Consider the following 18,404-nt stretch of genomic DNA (forward strand, 5'->3'; position numbering starts at 1 on the left):
CACCGGCGAGTGGTGTCATCGGGGGCATGGTCACTCACCGCATCGCGCTCATCCCGGGAGACGGCATCGGCCAGGAGGTGACGCCCGCGGCGTGCCGGGTGCTCGACGCCGTCGGCCGCCGGCACGGGATCTCCTTCGCCTACGACGAGTTCGACTGGTCGTGCGCCCGGTACGTGGCCGAGGGCGCGATGATGCCCGCCGACGGGCTCGACCGGATTCGCCACCACGACGCGGTGCTGCTCGGCGCGGTCGGTGATCCTTCGGTGCCGGACCACGTCTCGTTGTGGGGCCTGCTGATCCCCATCCGGCGCACCTTCCGGCAGTACGTGAACCTGCGGCCGGTCAAGGTGTTCGCGGGCGTCGAGAGTCCGGTGCGCGGAGCGGCCGCGATGGACCTGGTCGTGGTCAGGGAGAACGTCGAGGGCGAGTACAGCGAGGTCGGCGGCCGGTTCGGGCGCGGGTTCCCCGAGGAGATGGCCGTGCAGGAGTCGGTCTTCACGCGGGCGGGCGTCGAGCGGATCGCCTCGTACGCGTTCCGGCTCGCGGGGGAGAGGCGCGGGCACGTCACGTCGGCGACCAAGTCGAACGGCATCGTGCACACCATGCCGTTCTGGGACGAGGTGGTCGCCGAGACCGCACTGTCCTTTCCGGACGTCAGCTGGACCTCGGAGCACATCGACGCGTTGTGCGCCAAGGTGGTGCTGGACCCGGCGCGGTTCGACGTGATCGTCGGCTCGAACCTCTTCGGGGACGTCCTGAGCGACCTCACCGCGGCCGTCGCGGGCAGCATCGGCATCGCGCCGTCCGCGAACATCAACCCCGAGCGCGACTTCCCGTCGATGTTCGAACCCGTGCACGGCTCCGCGCCCGACATCGCGGGCAAGGGCGTCGCGAACCCGCTGGGCGCGATCTGGACCGCCGCCCTGATGCTCGACCACCTCGGGCACGCCGAGGCCGCGGCAGAGGTCGAGGGTGCGATCGCCGACGTCCTCGCGCAGACCCCCGTCCGCACGCCTGACCTGGGCGGCACGGCGTCGACCGCCGAGTTCACCCAGACCGTCCTCGACCGCGTGCGGCCGTGAGCATCCCGTTCGACCGCCGGACGGTCGACGCGGACGGCGTGCACATCCACGTCACGGTAGGCGGGTCCGGCCCGCCGCTGTTGCTCCTGCACGGCTACCCGCAGACCCACGTCATCTGGCACCGGGTGGCGCCCGCGCTGGCCGAGGACTTCACCGTCGTGGCCACCGACCTGCGCGGCTACGGCGACAGCGACAAACCCGCGCCCGGCCCGGACGACGCCGAGTACTCGAAGCGCGCCATGGCCCGCGACCAGCTGCTGGTGATGAACCAGCTCGGGTTCGACAGGTTCGGCGTGGCGGGACACGATCGCGGCGGCAGGGTCGCGCACCGGCTCGCCCTGGACGCACCCGAGGCCGTCAGTGCCCTCGCGGTGCTGGACATCGTGCCCACCCGGCACACGTTCGAGCACGCCGACAAGGACTTCGGTCTCGGCTACTTCCACTGGTTCTTCCTGGCCGCGCCGAACGGCATCCCCGAGCGCATGATCGGCGCCGACCCGAGGTTCTGGATCGAGGCGCGGATGCGGGCGCGGCACCACGGCGGCACCCCGTTCGACCCGGCGGCGCTGGAGGAGTACGTCCGCTGCTTCTCCGGCCCGGCCGCGATCGCCGCGTCCTGCTCCGACTACCGCGCCGCCGCCGGCATCGACCTGGAGCACGACCGCGAGAGCGGGCTGGTCGAGGCGCCGCTGCTGGCGCTCTGGGGTGAGCACGGGTTCGTCGGGCGGCACTACGACGTGCCGGCCGTCTGGAGGGAGTACGCGCGGGACGTCCGGGGGCAGGCCCTGGACTGCGACCACTACCTGCCGGAGGAACGGCCGGACGAGGTGGTGGCCGCGTTGCGGGAGTTCTTCAGCTAGCGGGCTGACCGGACAACTTCGTGTGCAGCTGGGCGCTGTCCGGGTTCAGGCCGACGATCTCGGCCTCGACCCCGCGTGAGGCGAACTTCGCGGTGACGGCGTCCAGCGCGGCGACCGCCGAGCTGTCCCAGACGTGTGCGCCGGAGAGGTCGACGACCACTTTGGACACCTCGTCGGTGTAGTCGAAGGCGTGCAGGAGTTCGTTGGTGGAGGCGAAGAACAGCTCACCGGTGACGGAGTACACGCGGATGCCGCCGTCCGGGTCGAGCACGCTCGAGACCTCGACCAGGTGCGCGACCCGGCGGGCGAAGAAGATCGCCGAGAGCAGCGCGCCGGCCAGCACGCCGAGCGCGAGGTTGTGCGTGGCCACGACCGTGCCGACGGTCACCACCATCACCGTCGTCTCGCTCTTCGGCGTGCGGCGCAACGTCGAGATCTTGATGCTGCCCCAGTCGAACGTGCTCACCGACACGAAGACCATCACCGCGACCAGCGCGGCCATCGGGATCAGCGACACGACCGGGCCGAGCACGAACACCAGGATCAGCAGGAACACGCCCGCCGCGAGGGTCGACAGACGGGTGCGGCCACCGGACTTCACGTTGATCATCGACTGGCCGATCATCGCGCAGCCCGCCATGCCGCCGAAGAACCCGGTGGCGATGTTCGCGATGCCCTGGCCACGCACCTCGGTGCCCTTGCTGGAGCTCGTGTCCGTGATGTCGTCCAGCAGTTGGGCGGTGAGCAGCGACTCGATCAACCCGACCGCGGCCAGCGTCAGGGCGTAGGGCGCGATGATCGCGAGCGTGCCGAGCGTGAACGGCACCATCGGCAGCCCGAAGCCGGGCAGTGCGGACGGCAGTTCGCCCTGGTCGCCGACCGTGGGAACGCCGATGTGCAGGAACACCGTCAGCGCGGTGACCACGACGATCGCGACCAGCGGTGCGGGCACGACCTTGGTGAGACGCGGCAGCAGGTAGATGATCGCGAGCCCCAGCACCGCCAGTGCGATCACGGGCCAGCCGCCGCCGGTGATGTGCGGGATCTGCGCGGCGAACAGCAGGATCGCCAGCGCGTTCACGAACCCCGTCATGACCGTGCGCGGCACGAACCTCATCAGCCTGTGCACACCGACGAGTCCAAAAAGGATCTGGAACACTCCGGTGAGGACGGTCGCGGCGAACATGTACTCCACGCCGTGGTCCCGCACCAGTTGCACGAGCACCAACGCCATCGCGCCGGTCGCGGCGGAGATCATGGCGGGACGGCCGCCCGCGAACGCGATGATGATCGCGATGGTGAACGACGCGTAGAGGCCGACCTTCGGGTCCACCCCGGCGATCACCGAGAACGACAACGCCTCCGGGATCAGCGCGAGCGCGACGACCAGCCCCGACAACAGGTCCGCACGCGGGTTCGCGAACCACGTGGTGCGGACGCGCTGGAACAGGGACGGCCGCGAGGCCTGGGAGGAGGACACATCAACCCCGTGGTGGAACGCAGGTCTGGGACGCGCGACGGCTCTGGCGCGGCGCAACCCTACCCTGACGTGAGGGTAGAGTTGACGGTCTAGCGCTCGATCGTGAGCGGGGTCTCAGGCAGGTGCGACCGGAGCGTGGCGGCGAAGTCCTCGGCGATGGCGAGCTGCTTGCGCAGCGCCGCACACCGTTCCTCGGCCGCGGTCCAGAACTCGGTCAGCCGTCGCAGGTGCTCCTCGTCGCTGCTGTCGGCCAGCGCGTCGAGGAGGCCGAGCAGTTCGCGCATCTCGTCCAGCTGGAAGCCGAGCGGCTTCATCCGCATGATCACGCCGAGGCGTTGCACGTCGGGCTCGGTGTAGAGGCGGAACCCGCCCTGGCTGCGCGCGCTCGGCACCACCAGGCCGACTTCCTCGTAGTAGCGGATGGTGCGCAACGACAGGCCGATCCGTTCCGCGACCTCGCCGATCTGCATGCGCTCGCCCACGACTTCCCTTCCTCCAGCGGTCACCCATCCTCCCACGACTTGCATCCGGGGCTCGGGTACGGGTTTACCGTCGATTCATGAGCGACGAGGTGTGGGCGCCGGCGGCGTGCACGTTGCCGACGGCGGAGAGACCGTTCCGGGTGGCCGAGTTCGACGAGCTGTTCGCGGCGGGCGTGCGCCACCGTCCGGAGAGGACACGGCTGGTGCTGGACCTCGAGGCACGGCCCGAGATCGCGGCCCGCGCGGCGGACCTGGTGGTGCGGGAGACAGGCTGCTGCTCGTTCTTCACGTTCGTGCTCACCGCGTCCGGTGGCGCGCTGAGCCTCGCGATCTCGGTACCCGCCGAGCACGTCGCGGTGCTGGACGCGCTGGAGGCCCGGTGACGGGGTTGCGCACAGGCGAGGTCGCCTCGGCTGCCGGCGTGAACCGCGAGACGTTGCGGTACTACGAGCGGGTCGGGTTGCTGGCCCGGCCCGAACGGTCGCTGGGCGGGCATCGGCTTTATCCGAAGGAGACCGTCACGGTGCTCCGGGTCATCAAAGCCGCGCAACGGCTCGGGTTCACGCTGGAGGAGATCGGCGCGTTGCTGGCACGCGGGCCGGGGCTGGGGGAGCGGGCCGCGGTGAAGCTCGCCGAGGTCGAGGCGAAGATCGCCGACCTCGAGATCATCCGGGACACGTTGCGGGCGGCGATCACGGCCGGGTGTGACGACCTGGTGGTGTGCTCGCACACGCCGTCGTGCCCGGTGCCGTTCGAGGGCGTGTCGTGCCGCTGAGAAGAAGCCTGGTGCCAGGGGTTATCGTCCTGATCAACTGATCGGGAGGGCGATTTGCCGGGGTTCGTCGCGGGGATGGAACGTCACCAGGTCGCCGTCTACCTCGGTGCGCTCGCAGCGGGTGGGCTGGCCGGGTGGATCGCTCCGAGCGCGGGGCCGGCCCTCGAACACGCCATCAACCCCGTGCTGGCGGCCCTGCTGTACGTGACGTTCCTCCAGGTGCCGGTCGCGGAACTCGGGCGGTCGCTGCGCTCCGGACGGTTCCTCGCCGCGGCACTCGTCGTGAACTTCGCAGTGGTGCCGTTGGTGGTGGGCGCGCTCTTCGCGTTCCTGCCCGACGATCAGGCCGTGCGGGCGGGTGTGTTGCTGGTGTTGCTCACGCCGTGCGTCGACTACGTGATCGTGTTCAGCGGGCTGGCGGGCGGGGACAGCCAACGGTTGCTGGCGGCGACGCCGTTGTTGTTGCTGGCGCAGATGGTGTTGCTGCCTGGGTATCTGTGGTTGTTCCTCGGGTCGGACTTGGCTGTGGTGGAGCCGGGGCCGTTCGTCGAGGCTTTCGTGGTGCTGATCGTGATTCCGCTGATGTTGGCGTGGCTCACGCAGACTTGGGCCGGGCGGGTGATCGGGGCGATCAGCACGTCGATGGTGCCGTTGATGGCGGTGACGCTGTTCGTCGTGGTGGCCTCGCAGGTGCCGAAGCTCGACCGGCTGGCCCAGGTCGCGGCGGTGGTGCCGTTCTACGTGGTGTTCCTGGTGGTGATGGCGTTCGCCGGGCTCGGTGTCGCGCGGGCGTTCGGGTTGGGCGGGGCGGCCGGGCGCGCGATCGTGTTCACCGGGGCCACGCGGAACTCGTTGGTGGTGCTGCCGCTCGCGCTGGCGTTGCCGGGGGACGTGGCGGCCGTTGTCGTGGTCACGCAGACGATGGTCGAGGTCGTCGGGATGGTCGTGTACGTGAAGGTGGTGCCCCGGCTGGTGCCGTGAGGAGGCCGACCAGGAGTTCCCAGCCCGCGACCAGGTCGTCGACGAGCGGGGACGGGGTGGCGCCGGGGTCCTGGAGGTAGAGCAGGACCGGGCCTTCGAGCGCCGCCACGAGTTGCACGGCGAGGGTGCGGCGCAGCTGCGGGCAGGCTTCGGCCAGGAGCATCCGGACGTGGAACAGCGACGGGCTCTCGCCGACCGGGATCGGCTGGGCGGGATCGAGCGACGCGCGGGCCAGCTCTGCATGGTCGAGCAGGAACTCCAGCCGGGCGCGGCCGTAGGCGAGCAGGCGTTCGGCGGCCGGAGCGCCGGGCCCCAGTGGTGCGGGCCCGGTCATCAGCCGGTGCTGGAAGAGCTTCTCCTCCTCGTCGAACAACGCGTGGAAGATGCCCGCGCGGGTCTTGAAGCGACGGAACACCGTGCCCTTGCCCAGCCCCGCCCGTTCGGCGAGGCCGTCCATCGTGACGTGACAGGCGCCGAGTTCGGCGACCATCTGCCGGGCCACGTCGAGCAGGTGGGCACGGTTGCGCGCGGCGTCGGCCCGTTCCTCGCGGGGACGGCCGAACGGCAGCGCGACGGGGTCCATCAGGCCTGCTGCGCGGCGAGCTGACGGTCGCGCAACGGGGCGAGGGCGCCGCTCCAGGCCACGAGCTCGTCGAACAGCGTCGACAGCGTGGCGACCTGGAAGTCGGACGGGACGAACTCGGAGAAGTTCTTGAACTCCGTGAACATCGACAGCGACACGCTCGTGCGCACGTCGGCCATCTTCAGCTCGCCCGCGATGAGACGCAGGTGCTCGACCGCCCGCGCGCCGCCGACGCTGCCGTACGAGACGAAACCGACGGCCTTGTTGTTCCACTCGGCGAACAAGTAGTCGATCGCGTTCTTCAGCACGCCGGACGTGGAGTGGTTGTACTCGGGCGTGACCATGACGAACCCGTCGAAGCTCGCGATCTTCGCCGCCCACTCCTTGGTGTGGTCGTGCTGGTACTGGCCCATGGCGGGCGGCATCGGCTCGTCGAGGTGCGGCAGCGGGAAGTCCTGGAGGTCGACGAGTTCGAACGTCGCGTCGGCGCGCTGCTCCGCGTTCTCCAGGACCCACCTGGCCACCTGCTCGCCGTTCCGGCCGGGGCGGGTGCTGCCGATGATGATTCCGATGTGCGTCATGTGTGAGTCCCTGTGCGCTGGTCGAGGTAATCGGACCGTACCCCGCTTGTGTAAGTGGACTCTACCCCGCTTTGTTGGGTGGTCGTCAAGTGCGGCCGATCACAGGCGGTCAGGAATCGAGAAGCACCGCGCCGAGGTCGGCGAATAGCGTTTCCGGCATGACCTCACTCGACGCGATCACCCTCGAAGTGGCCGACCTCGCGGCCGCCGAACGCTTCTACGCCACCGCTTTCGGGCTCGGCTCCCGGCTGCGCCTGCGGGCGTCGCAGGAACCGGCCACCGGTTTCCGCGGCTTCACCCTCTCGCTGACGGTCGCGCAGCCCGGCGACGTCGACGTCCTGATCGGCGCCGCGATCGACGCCGGCGCGACGGTGCTCAAGCCCGCAGCCAAGTCGATCTGGGGCTACGGCGGTGTCGTGCAGGCACCCGACGGCACGATCTGGAAGGTCGCGACGTCGTCCAAAAAGGACTCCGGCCCGATCACCGGAGCCGTCCAGGACGTCGTGCTCCTGATCGGCGCTTCGGACGTCGGCGCGAGCAAACAGTGCTACGTGGACCACGGTTTCGCGGTGGAGAAGAGCTTCGGGCGCATGTACGTGCAGTTCGCCTCGACCGGCGGCATCAAGCTGGGCCTGTACCGGCGGCGCGCGCTGGCCAAGGACGCGGGCGTCGCGCCCGAGGGGTCCGGCTCGCATCGCGTCGAACTGCACGGCGCCGGTGAGTTCACCGACCCGGACGGCTTCGCGTGGGCGTCAGGGCAGCCGGTCGGCCAGCTCGGCGCGTGAGCGGATGCCGAGCTTCGTGTAGACCTTGCGCAGGTGGTACTCGATGGTCTTCGGGCTCAGGAACAACGCGGCGGCGACCTCGCGGGTGGTCTTGCCCTCCGCGAGTAGCAACGACACCTGCAACTCCTGCGGCGTCAGGGTTTCTCCCTCGTCACGTCGCTTGATCGTCTCGCCGGTGGCGCCGAGTTCGACCGCGGCCAGGTCGGCCCACCTGGCCGCGCGGAGGTGCTCGAACGTCTCCAGCGCGGCGTGCAGGTGCGGGCGGGCGTCGGCCCGGCGGCGGGCCCGGCGCAGGCGGGCACCGTAGGCGAGCCGCGTGCGGGCGGTCTCGAACTCGTCCAAAGTCCTTTCGTGGTACCGCAACGACGCCTCGAAGTGCGTTTCGAAGTCTCCGCTCAGCACGCCCGCCGTGCGTTCGGCTCGGGCCAACGACCAGGGCTGCCCCTTGGCGCGCGCGTCCTCCAGGTAACGCTCGGCGATGGGCGCGGCTTCCTCGCGGCGGTTCAGCCTGACCAGGGCGTCGGTGAGTTCCGGCGCCGGGGACACGTCCGGGTCGGTCAGCTTCAGCTCGTTCAACAGGCCCGCGAGTTCTTCCAGGTGTGCCAACGCTCTGCCCGGTTCGCCGCGGCCGAGTTCCAGCTCTCCCAACGCGAACAGCGACCAGACCCGTCCGATGTGGATGTCGCGGGACCGGCAGAGCGGCAGGGCCTCCGCGACCAGGTCCCGGCAGCGGTTCTCGTTGCCCAGCCTGGCTTGCAGCCACGCCCGGCCCGCCAGACACATGGCGAGGTCGGTCTCCTGACCGGTCTCCCGGGCCAGCCGGGTCGCCTCGTCGTAGGTGGCTTCGGCGCGGGCCCACTGGTTCGTGGTGGCCTCGTCCCTCGCGACGTGGAACAGCAACGCGGGCAGGGTGCCGACGGCGGCCTCGGTGCGGGCGTGGGCGACGGTGCGGCGCAGGTCCGCGCCCGAGTCGGCGTCGCGCAGGAACATCGGGCCGATCATCAGCCACGACAGCCTGCGCCGGTCGTCGTGCAGCAGGCCGGAGCGGGCGAGCAGGTCGATCGCGGTGCGGATCTGGTCGGCGCCGCCGCGGTTGGCGAGGATCCTGGCCACGCCGGCGGCCATCCGCCCGAGACCGGACGCCTGGGGCGCCGTGACCTGGGGGAGCCGGGCCTCGATCTCGTGGGCCAGTGCGAGGCCGGTGGTGGTGTCGCCGAGGTAGAAGCAGGCGTTGACGCCGTCGGCCAGCAGGACGACGGCCGCGTCGGGGGTGTCCGCTGCCTCGGCGGCTTGACGACAGAGGTCGCGGGCCTCGGTCAGGGAGCCGGTGCGGGCCGCGATCGCCGCCCGCAGTTCGACGGCGGTGCCCGGGCCCGCCTGGTCCAGCAACGCGACGGACCGCTTCGTCTCACCGGCCAGCCAGGCGGATTCCGCCGCCGAGACGCTGAGCGACGCGTACCGTTCGACCTCCGGGCTGAGGCGCGCGGCCCGTTCGTAGGCGGCCGACGCCACGTCGTGCGCACTGCGTTCGTGCGCCCGTCCCGCCGCCCGCACCAGCAGGTCAGCGACCTCGGCGTCCGGTCCGACCGCGGCTTCGGCCAGGTGCCAGGCGTGCCGGTCGGATCCCGCGCCCACCGCCGAGGCCACGGCTCGGTGGATCTCCCGGCGCCGCTGCGGATCGGCGTCCCCGTAGACGGCCGCGCGGATCAGCGGGTGCCGGAACTCGACGCGCCCGTCGGCGATCCGCACCAGCCCGGCGCTCTCCGCCTCGGCCAGCGCGTCCACCGCCACCCCGAGCGCCTCGCACGCCCCGGCCACCACCCGCAGGTCGGTGCCCGCCACCGCCGCCACCAGCGCCGCCGCCTGCCCGGCCGGGCCGAGCGAACGGGCCTGCGCGGCGAACTCGTGCGCCAGCGCCGCCGACACGGGCAGCGGGGTCTCGGGGGAGACGTCCCGCAGGGGCCGGGCCGCCAGTTCGATCAACGCCAGGGGGTTGCCCGAGGTGGCGCGGTGCAGGCGGGCGATGTGGTCGGGCGACACCGGGCCCGCGCGGCTCGCCACCAGGTCGTGGGCGGTGGCGAGGTCCAGGCCGGTGAGTGCCAGCTTGGGTAACGGCGGGTCCGGGGAACGGGTGGTGGCCAGCAGGACGATCGGGTCGGCGGCCAGGCGGCGGGCGGCGAACGCGAGGGCGTCCACGGAGGGGCGGTCCAGCAGGTGCAGGTCGTCGAGCAGCACCGCGAGCGGCCGGTCCTCGGCGAACCTGCACAGCAGGCTCAGCGTCGCGGCACCCACCGCGAACCTGTCGATCGGCGGACCGGACGACAGGGCGAGCGCGACGGACAACGCCTGTGCCTGCGGAGCGGGGATCTCGGCCAGCCGGTCCAGCGCCGGTCGCAGCACCTGGTGCAGGCCGCCGAACGGGATCTCGCGCTCGGGTTCGCTGCTCGCGGCCTGCAGGACGGTCATGCCCGCGCATCCGGTGGCGGCGAAGCGGAGCAGGGTGGTCTTGCCGACGCCCGGTTCGCCGGTGAGGGCGAGCGCGCCGCCGCGGCCGATCCGAGCGCTCGCGACGAGCCGCTCGATCCGGTGCCGTTCCGAGTCGCGCCCCATCAGCACACGGGGGAGTGTAGGTCGGCGAAATGCTAGGTGGGGCACCTGATGCGACCCCGTCGCCCGCGCTCATAGGTTCCAGGCCCTCAGCAGGAGGGAAGAGCAGATGACCACGACAAGACCCGAGGTCGACACCGACAAGCTCATGCAGTTCGTGTTCCGCGCCGTCGACGAGGTGGGCGCCACGCTCAACGCCGCGCTCGTCGTCATGGGCGACAAGCTCGGCTACTACCGCGCGATGGCCGACGGGGAACCGGTCAGCGCGTCCGAACTCGCCGACCGGACCGGTACCGCCGAGCCGTACGCGCGGGAGTGGCTCAACGCCCAGGCGGCGGGCGCCTACGTCACCTACGACCCCGTGACCAGCAAGTACGTGCTACCGATCGAGCACGCCGTGGCCCTCACGGTCGAGGACAGCCCCGCGTTCCTGCCCGGCATGTTCCAGATCGCGCTCGGCACCGTGCACGACGCCGGACGGGTGCTCGACGCGGCGCGCAGCGGGTCGGGCGTCGGCTGGCACGAGCACAACACCGACGTGCACGTCGGGTGCGAGCGGTTCTTCCGGCCCAACTACGCGGCGAACCTGATCGACGGCTGGCTGCCCGCGCTGGACGGCGTGACGGACAAACTCCGCGCCGGGGCACGGGTCGCGGACGTCGGCTGCGGCCACGGCGCATCAACGATCCTGATGGCACAGGCCTTCCCGCAGTCGACCTTCGTCGGCTCCGACTACCACCCCGAGTCGATCCGGACGGCCCGCGACCGCGCGGAGGCCGCCGGCGTGAGCGACCGCGTCACGTTCGAAGTGGCCTCCGCCAAGGACTTCACCGGCACCGGCTACGACCTGGTGACCATGTTCGACTGCCTGCACGACATGGGCGACCCGGTCGGCGCCGCGCAGCACGTGCGGGACGCGGTCGCGCCCGACGGCACGTGGATGATCGTCGAACCGATGGCCGGTGACCGCGTCGAGGACAACCTCAACCCCGTCGGCCGCACCTACTACGGCTTCTCCACGCTGCTGTGCACGCCCGCCTCGCTGTCGCAGGACGTCGGCCTCGCGCTCGGCACCCAGGCAGGGCCCGCGCGGCTGCGTGACGTCGCGGTGGCCGGTGGGTTCACCCGGTTCGCCGGTGTCGCGCAGACGCCGTTCAACCAGGTCCTCGAAGTCCGCCCGTGAACGCCGAGCCGCGCCCGGTGCGCGAGGCCGACCGGACCGGGTTCGCCGACCGCGCCGGGGTGCGGCTCGCGTTCCGGGTCTACGAGAACCCCGGCAAGCCGACGGTGCTGCTGGTGCCGACCTGGTCGATCGTGCCGTCGAGGTTCTGGAAGGCCCAGGTGTCGTTCCTGGCCAGGCACTTCCGGGTGGTCACGTTCGACGGGCGCGGCAGCGGCGACTCGGACCGGCCTGCCGGGTGGGCATCCTATGTGGACGACGAGTGCGCGGAGGACGTGATCGCCGTCCTGGACGCCACGGACACGCCCCAGGCCGTGCTGGTGGCGTTGTCGCGGGGTGACGCCTGGTCGGTGCTCGCGGCCGCCCGGCATCCCGGCCGCGTCACCGGCATCGTCGCGATCGGTCCGGCCAGCGGATCGCTCATCGGCGTCCAGGAGCAGGAGCGGGAGGCCTGGGAGGCAACGGAAGGCGGCACGCCGTACAACCGGCACCACTGGCTGAACGGCGGCTACGACCAGTTCACCGAGTGGTTCTTCGCGCGCATGTTCGCCGAGCCGCACTCGACGAAGCAGATCGAGGACGCCGTCCGGTGGGCGCACGAGATCGACCCCGTGGTGCTGGTCGACACGACCGCCGGACGGCTCGCGTCGAAGTCCATTGAGGACGAATGCGGTCGGCTGACGTGTCCGGTGCTGGTGATCCACGGCGCCGACGACCAGATCCGCCCGCACGCCATCGGTGCGCGCCTGGCCGAGTTGACCGGCGGGGACCTCGTGCTGATCGACGGCGCGGGCCACGGCGTGCACGCCCGCGACCCGGTCCGGATCAACCTGCTGATCAAGGACTTCGTCGACCGCGTCCACCCGGCGCCGCGGCGGATCAGGACGTCGAGGAGCAGGCCGCCGCGTGCGCTCTACCTGAGCTCACCGATCGGCCTCGGCCACGCGCGCCGTGACCTCGCCATAGCGCGTGAACTGCGCGATCTCCACCCGCGACTGGAGATCGACTGGCTCGCCCAGCACCCGGTCACCGAGGTGCTCGTGCCGGCGGGGGAACGCGTCCACCCGGCGTCCGCGTGGCTCGCCGGTGAATCGGCGCACGTCGAGGAGGACGCGGGCGAGCACGACCTGCACGTGTTCGAGGCGTTCCGCCGCCTGGACGCCGTGCTGGTGCACAACTTCATGGTGTTCAACGAAGTCCTGGAGGCCGAGCGGTACGACCTGGTGATCGGCGACGAGGCCTGGGACGTCGACTACTTCCTGCACGAGAACCCCGAGCTGAAGCGGTTCGCGTTCGCCTGGCTGACGGACTTCGTGGGCTGGCTCCCGATGCCCGACGGCGGCGCCCGCGAGCAGCGCCTGACCGCCGACTACAACCTCGACATGATCGAGCAGCGGGCCCGGCTGCGCCGCGTGCGCGACCGGTCGGTGTTCGTCGGCAACCCGGACGACGTGATCTCGCTGCCGTTCGGTGAGGGGCTGCCCGCGATTCGCGAGTGGACGGAGCAGAACTTCGACTTCTGCGGCTACGTAACGGGATTCGAACCGCCTTCCGAACCGTTGCGTCTTCGCGCGGACGAGAAGCTGTGCGTGGTCACGGTCGGCGGGTCCGGGGTGGGGGAGTCGTTGCTGCGACGCGTGCTCGACGCCGTCCCCGAGGCCGTGAAACGCGTGCCGGGCCTGAGGTTTCTCGTGGTCACCGGGCCGCGCATCGACCCGGCGGTGCTTCCGTTCCACCCCGCCGTGGAGGTCCGCGGGTTCGTGCCGGACCTGCCCCGCTACCTCGCCGCGTGTGACATCGCGGTGGTGCAGGGCGGGCTGACCACGTGCATGGAGCTGACGGCGGCGCGGCGGCCGTTCATCTACGTGCCGTTGCGCCACCACTTCGAGCAGAACTTCCACGTCCGGCACCGGCTCGAGCGGTACGGCGCGGGCCGGTGCATGAGTTATGAGGAAGTCGCCGACGGGCTGGCCGCCGCGATCGCCGAGGAGATCGGCCGCGAGACGACCTACCGGGAGGTGGAACGGGACGGGGCGGCGCGGGCCGCGGCCCTGCTCGCCGAACTGCTCTAGTTGGCCCGGTCGTCTGCCGCTGCGGTCTGCGTCAGCACCGCGACCGTCTGCTCCAGCCCGCGCTGCACCTCGTCCCCGGACGCCTCCCGCACGCTGTGCAGGCTCACGGTGATCCGCGACCGCCCCGGCGACACCTCCTCGACCTGGAGTTCGCCGTGGTAGTCGTCCGGTCCCTCGGCACCCCACTCCAGCGTGCGCCGCGAGGCGTCGGGCCGCACCCACGCCTCGCCCTCCACGTGGTGGCCGTGCACCTCGGCCTCCACGTGCACCTGCTCCCCGCCCTCCGGCTCGGCGGCCGTCATCTGCGGGAAGTAGCGCGGCAGGTTGCGCGGCTCGGCGAGGAAGCCGAAGAGCGTGTCGGCCGGGATGTCCGCCTCAGCTGTGTGCGTGTACGTCGTCATGGCGGTCCGGGTACCCGGCTTCCTGACCGGTGAACACGTCCCGCGTGCGCGCCACGTGCTCGTGCCAGCCGCGCTGGTCCCGCCGGAAGATCGGCACGACGAACGCCCCGCCGACGTACAGCGCCACGACCACGAGGTCCCACCAGCCGATGTCGATCAGCGGCGACACGACCGTCGCGTACGCCATGAAGCCGGTGAACCCGAGCAGTTCGCGCGCGAGCAGCAACAACGGGTTGGCGCGCGTGCCGTCCTCGGCGCGGACGCGGTAGTTGAACAGCACGCCGCCGAGCGTGAGGCCGTTGAACGCCGCAGGCAGCACGACCCGGAACGCCACCAGCACGCACACCGCCCACATCGGGTTGGAGTGCAGCAGCAGCTTCGCGATCACGATCACCAGCACGAGTTCGGAGATCAGTCCGAGCAGCCGGCGCGGCACGGTCACGGTGGTGGGCGGCGCCTCCGACTCCTCCGACGACGGCACGCGCGGCACGACGAACGCGGCCGGGGCGAGCATCCAGCCCAGCAGCCCGCCGAAGGTGTTGGAGATCAGGTCGTCGACGTCGGCGATCCGGTACGGGCACGGGTAGAAGCCGAGGTTGCCGGTGTACTGCACGACCTCGACGGCCAGCGAGAGGCCCGCGGCGATGACGATCACCGCGAGCGGGCCCTTGCCGTACGCCTTGCGCAGCACGATGCCCAGCGGGACGAACAGCACGACGTTGAACAGCTGCTGGAGGAACGCCTGCGACTGCACCATGGCGACGATGCCGGACCGTCCGTAGGCCGCCATGTTGTTGCTCATGTCGGTGACCCACTGGAACGGCGTGGTCGACAGCATCTGCTCGCCCGTGCACAGCTTGGAGACGTCCGACGGGAACGGCAGGAAGATCAACGCCAGCGCCACGAGACCGTAGGCCAGCAGGCCGTACAGCACGAACGCCCGGCGCGGCTCGACCCTGCGGAAGCGGAAGTAGTGCAGCAGCACCAACGGAACCAGGACCAGGAGTCCCACACCCACGAACGCCAGGAAACCGGTTCGGGCGGTTTCCCAGTACGACGCCATCATGAGCGGTCCTTTGCCCGCCATCGCCGCGTTTCAAACCACAGTTCGGGAAAAATGCCTCGGACGGCCGCACCGCGTACCGCCGGTCAGTCCCGCAGGCCGTGCGGGACTGACCGGCGGACGGGTCCTACGGCGTCACCTTCGTGTTGGTCAGGCCCTTCTTGGCGCCTGCCACGGTGTTGGACGCGTGCACCACGTTGGGCTTGCTCGTGCACTGCGACAACGTGGTGATCTTGATGGCGTACTCGCCGGAGCCGCCGACGTCGGAGGAGTTGTTCTTCCAGCAGGTAGCCCGATCCCTTCACGTCCACCCACGAGTCCGCGGAGTGCTGACCCGCGATCCCGCTGCCGTTGAACGTGTTGCCGCGGATCATGCCGTTCTGCTTGCCCTCCTTGACGTCGACGTGCTTGGCGGTGACGTTCGGGCCGATGGTGTTGTTCAGGACCTGGACGCGGTCGCTCTTGTCGATGCCCCCGCTGTAGGGCGCGTTGGCGAGCCAGAGGCCGTAGCCCGAGTCGTAGCCCGGTGCGGGTGCCGGGCAGTCCGGCGGGTCACCGGACGGGCCGTCGTTGACCAGCACGGCGTTCGCGGGGCCGGTCAGCGTGATCGGCTGCCCGGACGTGCCCGCTTTCTGCGCGACGAACGAGCCGCGCCGCCGGCGACCACTGGGTGGCCGCCAGCAGCGTGACCGCCACCGCGCAGGTCTTTCGGCACCGCAAGGGAACCTCAGTGGATGAGGGCGGCGGAGGTGATCAGGGAGCCGAGGTGATCAGGGGGCGACGAAGTTGCCGGACAGGATGATCAGCACCTGCAGCGTGATGCCGGTGCCGTAGTAGTCGTTCTTGTCCGGGGAGAACTTGTTGATCTGCGCGAACAGCTTGTCGAGCCACGCCTGGCTGCCGGGGTCGGTCATGGCCGCCACGGCGAACGGCGCGGTGAAGCAGGGGTGTTCGCCGGACTCGGTCGCGGTGCCGTTGAGCTTGAACCCGGACCCGATCTTGGCGGGGTCACCGCCGGTCTTGGTCTGGATCCAGGTGTTCATCTTGCGCACCTGGGCCTTCGCGGCGCTGTCGGACGCGGTGATCGCGTCGGCGCCGAGCCGCCATGGGTCGCGGCAGGCGTTCCAGCTGTAGGCGCCGTCGTACTCGCCCTCGAGGAAGTTCGCGGGCGCGGGCTTGATGCTGCTGCTGTTGGTGTTGACCACGAAGTCGGGCAGCAGACCGGTCGTGCCGGAGTACTGCGACTGGATCTTGGTGATCGCGTTCTCGTGCGTGGTGCGGACGCTGGTCCAGGTCGAGTCGCCGGTCGCCCTGGCGAACGCCCGGAAGTGGCCGGGCATCCAGTCCGAGGACCGCGAGCTGTTCTTGTACTCCGCGTCGTTGCCCCAGTCGCCCAGCAACATGAACTTGGAGCTGGAGTTGACCTCGGACTTCTTGATGGCGTTGATGACCCGCTTGGCTTCGGCCAGGTAGTTCACCGACCCGGAAGAACCCCACACCTTGTCGGCGACGAGCAGCCCGTAAGCGATCTCCAGGTCGCCGTCGGTGGCGGAGTCGCTGCCGTTGACGCTCTTGCAGTTCGCGTCCTGCTCCGCCGCGTGCAGGTCCTTGTTGTTGACCGACGGGTGGGCCTTCACGAACTTGAGGATGCCGTCGAAGATCGCCCGCGCCTGCGGGTCCTTGGCGCCCATCATCGCCGCGATCGTCATGCCGTAGCCCTCGCCCTCGGCGACGTAGGCGTGATCGGCGTCCTTGGAAAGCACGGCATAGGTACCGGAACCGCACTTGGTGCTCAGGAAGTTCGTCTTCCAGAAGTTCCAGTACTTCATCAGCGCGGCGTCCTGCGTCGCCTGGTCAGCCGACGGGCGCAGGGTGCCTGGGACGTAAGGGGACGCCGCGGCTTTCGCCGCCACGGGGGCGGCGATCGCCGAGGGCGTGAGACTCGTTGCCGCTATGGCAGCCAAAGCCAGTGCTTGCAGGGTTTTGCGCATGTGTCCCTCGCTCGGTGTGGACCGTTTCGCTTGGAGGGCGGCGATTTTTGTGAGCGTGGCACACGTCTGGACCCTTGGTCAACATGACAGGAAACTTTACATACTATAAGCGAATTGTCTGCTTGGGACGTTTCGTTCCGCTGTTTCTTTGCTGCTTCAGCCAGCGAAACGGCCGATTGCGACAAAGGCCGCCAACAGCAGCAGAACCCCGTTGACGGGCAACGTCTTCGTCTCGTTGATCTTCAAATGCACCCGCATCGCGACGACCTGAACGATGACGAGCCCGACGGCCGCGATCGGCGTCAGGACGGTCGCGATGTCGAGCGCCCACGGCAGCACGACGCCGATCGCCCCGAGCACCTCGACCGCGCCGATGCCCTTCACCGAGGCGTCGGAGAAGTCCTTGGCCCAGTTGCCGCTGTCGGACGCGACGATCTGCTCGCGGGAGCGGGCCAGCTTCATCAGGCCGCTGCCCAGGTAGGCGACGGCGAGCAGGACCTGGGCGATCCAGAGTGCGATGTTCATTGCAGAATCCAATCCTTACTTCTTGTGCGTAGCCTCATGTTGTGTCCGCATTGGGCAGGCTGCAAAAGGCACAAGGATGTATGTGTCCAGGACGGGAGGTCTGGTTGTGACGGGGTTCACTCGTGCTGAGGGGTGCCCGCCGCCCATGAACGACGGCGGCGCGGTCCGTCAGGTGTTCGACCGGATCGGCGACAAGTGGAGCCTGCTGGTCGTCGGCGCGCTGCGCGAGGGACCGTTGAGGTTCAAGGAGCTGGAGCAGACGGTCACGGGCATCTCGCAGCGCATGCTCACGCTGACCTTGAAGCACCTCGTGGAGGACGGGCTGGTGGGGCGCACCGCCTATGCGGAGGTGCCGCCGCGGGTGGAGTACGAGCTGACGTCGCTCGGCAGGACCTTGATGCCGCTGGTGATCGCGCTGGCGGAGTGGGCGCTGGAGCACAGCGCCGAGATCAACGCCAACAGGAGCCGGTGATGCCGGCTCCTGCTTGGCATGATCGCGAGCGGCTTGGCATGATCGCGAGTTGTCCACAGGGCTGCGATGTTCTGACCTGCGGATAGCCGATGTTGGGTAGCCTGTGGATAGCCGGGGAACCGAAATCGCCTTTTGCGCGTTCCGCAAGGTAAGGAAGCGCGGGGGCGGGTCGGTCGGCGTGGGCGGTCGTGTTCGAGGATGTGGGCACGAGGGGCCGACACGAATTGGGCTCGCTATCCATGAGGTGCTGGACGACCTCCTCGTAGTGGCGGACGACGCCGTGCTCGTCAGCGAGTCGTCGATCGTCGCGGGAATGCGCTTGCTCTTCGAGCACGCCGGTCTGGTCGTGCAGCCGTCGGTGGCGCTCGGTGTGGCCGCGATCCTGGAGGACCGCGGCCGCTTCGCCGGGCGCCCCGTCGTCACCGTGATCTGCGGCAACGACGTGGACCCCGACGCCTACCGCCGTTGGGTCCACCCGTGATGG

General features: G+C 70.1%; 20 protein-coding genes. 10 read left to right on the plus strand and 10 right to left on the minus strand.

Features of this window, described 5'->3' with window-relative positions:
• Nucleotides 1–26: 26 nt before the first annotated feature.
• Together JNUCC0626_RS05135 and JNUCC0626_RS05140 are read left to right on the plus strand one after the other, a co-directional pair.
• Nucleotides 27–1,082 (plus strand): tartrate dehydrogenase, encoded by a 1,056-nt coding sequence (locus JNUCC0626_RS05135; RefSeq protein ID WP_394618486.1) that lies wholly within the window; start codon nucleotides 27–29, stop codon nucleotides 1,080–1,082.
• Nucleotides 1,079–1,942, plus strand: a complete 864-nt coding sequence (locus JNUCC0626_RS05140; RefSeq protein ID WP_394618487.1) for an alpha/beta fold hydrolase — start codon at nucleotides 1,079–1,081, stop codon at nucleotides 1,940–1,942. Before JNUCC0626_RS05135 ends, JNUCC0626_RS05140 begins: the two co-directional genes overlap by 4 nt.
• Here the strand turns inward: JNUCC0626_RS05140 and JNUCC0626_RS05145 are convergent.
• Both JNUCC0626_RS05145 and JNUCC0626_RS05150 read right to left on the minus strand, forming a co-directional pair.
• Nucleotides 1,935–3,422, minus strand: coding sequence for a SulP family inorganic anion transporter (locus JNUCC0626_RS05145; protein ID WP_394618488.1), 1,488 nt, complete (start codon nucleotides 3,420–3,422; stop codon nucleotides 1,935–1,937). The genes JNUCC0626_RS05140 and JNUCC0626_RS05145 overlap by 8 nt on opposite strands.
• An 89-nt stretch (nucleotides 3,423–3,511) precedes the next feature.
• On the minus strand, nucleotides 3,512–3,892 hold the full coding sequence (locus JNUCC0626_RS05150) for a MerR family transcriptional regulator (RefSeq protein WP_394621973.1): 381 nt from the start codon (nucleotides 3,890–3,892) through the stop codon (nucleotides 3,512–3,514).
• 89 nt (nucleotides 3,893–3,981) lie between these two features.
• Between JNUCC0626_RS05150 and JNUCC0626_RS05155 the strand changes: the two genes are divergently transcribed.
• The 3 genes from JNUCC0626_RS05155 to JNUCC0626_RS05165 all read left to right on the plus strand — a co-directional run bounded on the left by JNUCC0626_RS05155 (nucleotide 3,982) and on the right by JNUCC0626_RS05165 (nucleotide 5,660).
• Nucleotides 3,982–4,287 carry a hypothetical protein gene (locus JNUCC0626_RS05155; RefSeq protein WP_394618489.1) on the plus strand — a complete coding sequence of 102 codons (306 nt, stop codon included), beginning with the start codon at nucleotides 3,982–3,984 and terminating at the stop codon, nucleotides 4,285–4,287.
• Nucleotides 4,284–4,679 carry a MerR family transcriptional regulator gene (locus JNUCC0626_RS05160; RefSeq protein ID WP_394618490.1) on the plus strand — a complete coding sequence of 132 codons (396 nt, stop codon included), beginning with the start codon at nucleotides 4,284–4,286 and terminating at the stop codon, nucleotides 4,677–4,679. Before JNUCC0626_RS05155 ends, JNUCC0626_RS05160 begins: the two co-directional genes overlap by 4 nt.
• A 75-nt stretch (nucleotides 4,680–4,754) precedes the next feature.
• The gene (locus JNUCC0626_RS05165; protein WP_394618491.1) at nucleotides 4,755–5,660 is read left to right on the plus strand and encodes an arsenic resistance protein; all 906 of its coding nucleotides are present in this window, start codon (nucleotides 4,755–4,757) and stop codon (nucleotides 5,658–5,660) included.
• Here the strand turns inward: JNUCC0626_RS05165 and JNUCC0626_RS05170 are convergent.
• The gene (locus JNUCC0626_RS05170) at nucleotides 5,590–6,243 is read right to left on the minus strand and encodes a TetR/AcrR family transcriptional regulator (RefSeq protein ID WP_394618492.1); all 654 of its coding nucleotides are present in this window, start codon (nucleotides 6,241–6,243) and stop codon (nucleotides 5,590–5,592) included. The two genes, JNUCC0626_RS05165 and JNUCC0626_RS05170, sit on opposite strands and share 71 nt — an antisense overlap.
• Nucleotides 6,243–6,824, minus strand: coding sequence for an NADPH-dependent FMN reductase (locus tag JNUCC0626_RS05175; protein ID WP_394618493.1), 582 nt, complete (start codon nucleotides 6,822–6,824; stop codon nucleotides 6,243–6,245). Before JNUCC0626_RS05175 ends, JNUCC0626_RS05170 begins: the two co-directional genes overlap by 1 nt.
• A gap of 158 nt (nucleotides 6,825–6,982) precedes the next feature.
• On the opposite strand from JNUCC0626_RS05175, the gene JNUCC0626_RS05180 reads away from it, so the two are divergent.
• Nucleotides 6,983–7,609, plus strand: coding sequence for a glyoxalase (locus JNUCC0626_RS05180; protein ID WP_394618494.1), 627 nt, complete (start codon nucleotides 6,983–6,985; stop codon nucleotides 7,607–7,609).
• Here the strand turns inward: JNUCC0626_RS05180 and JNUCC0626_RS05185 are convergent.
• Nucleotides 7,577–10,219: a helix-turn-helix transcriptional regulator gene (locus JNUCC0626_RS05185; protein ID WP_394618495.1), complete on the minus strand. Its 2,643-nt coding sequence runs from the start codon at nucleotides 10,217–10,219 to the stop codon at nucleotides 7,577–7,579. The genes JNUCC0626_RS05180 and JNUCC0626_RS05185 overlap by 33 nt on opposite strands.
• Nucleotides 10,220–10,325: 106 nt before the next feature.
• On the opposite strand from JNUCC0626_RS05185, the gene JNUCC0626_RS05190 reads away from it, so the two are divergent.
• Nucleotides 10,326–11,399 (plus strand): class I SAM-dependent methyltransferase, encoded by a 1,074-nt coding sequence (locus JNUCC0626_RS05190; RefSeq protein WP_394618496.1) that lies wholly within the window; start codon nucleotides 10,326–10,328, stop codon nucleotides 11,397–11,399.
• Entirely contained in the window at nucleotides 11,396–13,468 is a 2,073-nt protein-coding gene (locus tag JNUCC0626_RS05195; RefSeq protein ID WP_394618497.1) for an alpha/beta hydrolase, read from the plus strand. The genes JNUCC0626_RS05190 and JNUCC0626_RS05195 overlap by 4 nt, the downstream gene beginning before the upstream one ends.
• Here JNUCC0626_RS05195 and JNUCC0626_RS05200 read toward each other — a convergent pair.
• From JNUCC0626_RS05200 to JNUCC0626_RS05220, 5 genes are all read right to left on the minus strand, one after another.
• A complete protein-coding gene (locus JNUCC0626_RS05200; RefSeq protein WP_394618498.1) occupies nucleotides 13,465–13,869 on the minus strand; it encodes an SRPBCC family protein in 405 nt (134 codons plus the stop codon). The two genes, JNUCC0626_RS05195 and JNUCC0626_RS05200, sit on opposite strands and share 4 nt — an antisense overlap.
• Nucleotides 13,844–14,935, minus strand: a complete 1,092-nt coding sequence (locus JNUCC0626_RS05205; RefSeq protein ID WP_394618499.1) for a VanZ family protein — start codon at nucleotides 14,933–14,935, stop codon at nucleotides 13,844–13,846. The genes JNUCC0626_RS05200 and JNUCC0626_RS05205 overlap by 26 nt, the downstream gene beginning before the upstream one ends.
• 83 nt (nucleotides 14,936–15,018) lie before the next feature.
• Entirely contained in the window at nucleotides 15,019–15,513 is a 495-nt protein-coding gene (locus tag JNUCC0626_RS05210; RefSeq protein ID WP_394618500.1) for a hypothetical protein, read from the minus strand.
• Between the two features lie 189 nt (nucleotides 15,514–15,702).
• Entirely contained in the window at nucleotides 15,703–16,923 is a 1,221-nt protein-coding gene (locus JNUCC0626_RS05215; protein WP_394618501.1) for a glycosyl hydrolase family 8, read from the minus strand.
• A 156-nt stretch (nucleotides 16,924–17,079) separates the two neighbouring features.
• Nucleotides 17,080–17,448, minus strand: a complete 369-nt coding sequence (locus JNUCC0626_RS05220) for a DoxX family protein (protein WP_394618502.1) — start codon at nucleotides 17,446–17,448, stop codon at nucleotides 17,080–17,082.
• Between the two features lie 145 nt (nucleotides 17,449–17,593).
• Here JNUCC0626_RS05220 and JNUCC0626_RS05225 point away from each other — a divergent pair, with 145 nt between their 5' ends.
• A complete protein-coding gene (locus JNUCC0626_RS05225; RefSeq protein WP_394618503.1) occupies nucleotides 17,594–17,920 on the plus strand; it encodes a winged helix-turn-helix transcriptional regulator in 327 nt (108 codons plus the stop codon).
• Between the two features lie 244 nt (nucleotides 17,921–18,164).
• Complete coding sequence (locus tag JNUCC0626_RS05230) at nucleotides 18,165–18,401, plus strand: pyridoxal-phosphate dependent enzyme (protein ID WP_394618504.1); 237 nt, start codon at nucleotides 18,165–18,167, stop codon at nucleotides 18,399–18,401.
• Nucleotides 18,402–18,404: the final 3 nt, after the last annotated feature.

It is taken from the genome of Lentzea sp. JNUCC 0626 (assembly GCF_043632865.1).
Classification (GTDB): domain Bacteria; phylum Actinomycetota; class Actinomycetes; order Mycobacteriales; family Pseudonocardiaceae; genus Lentzea.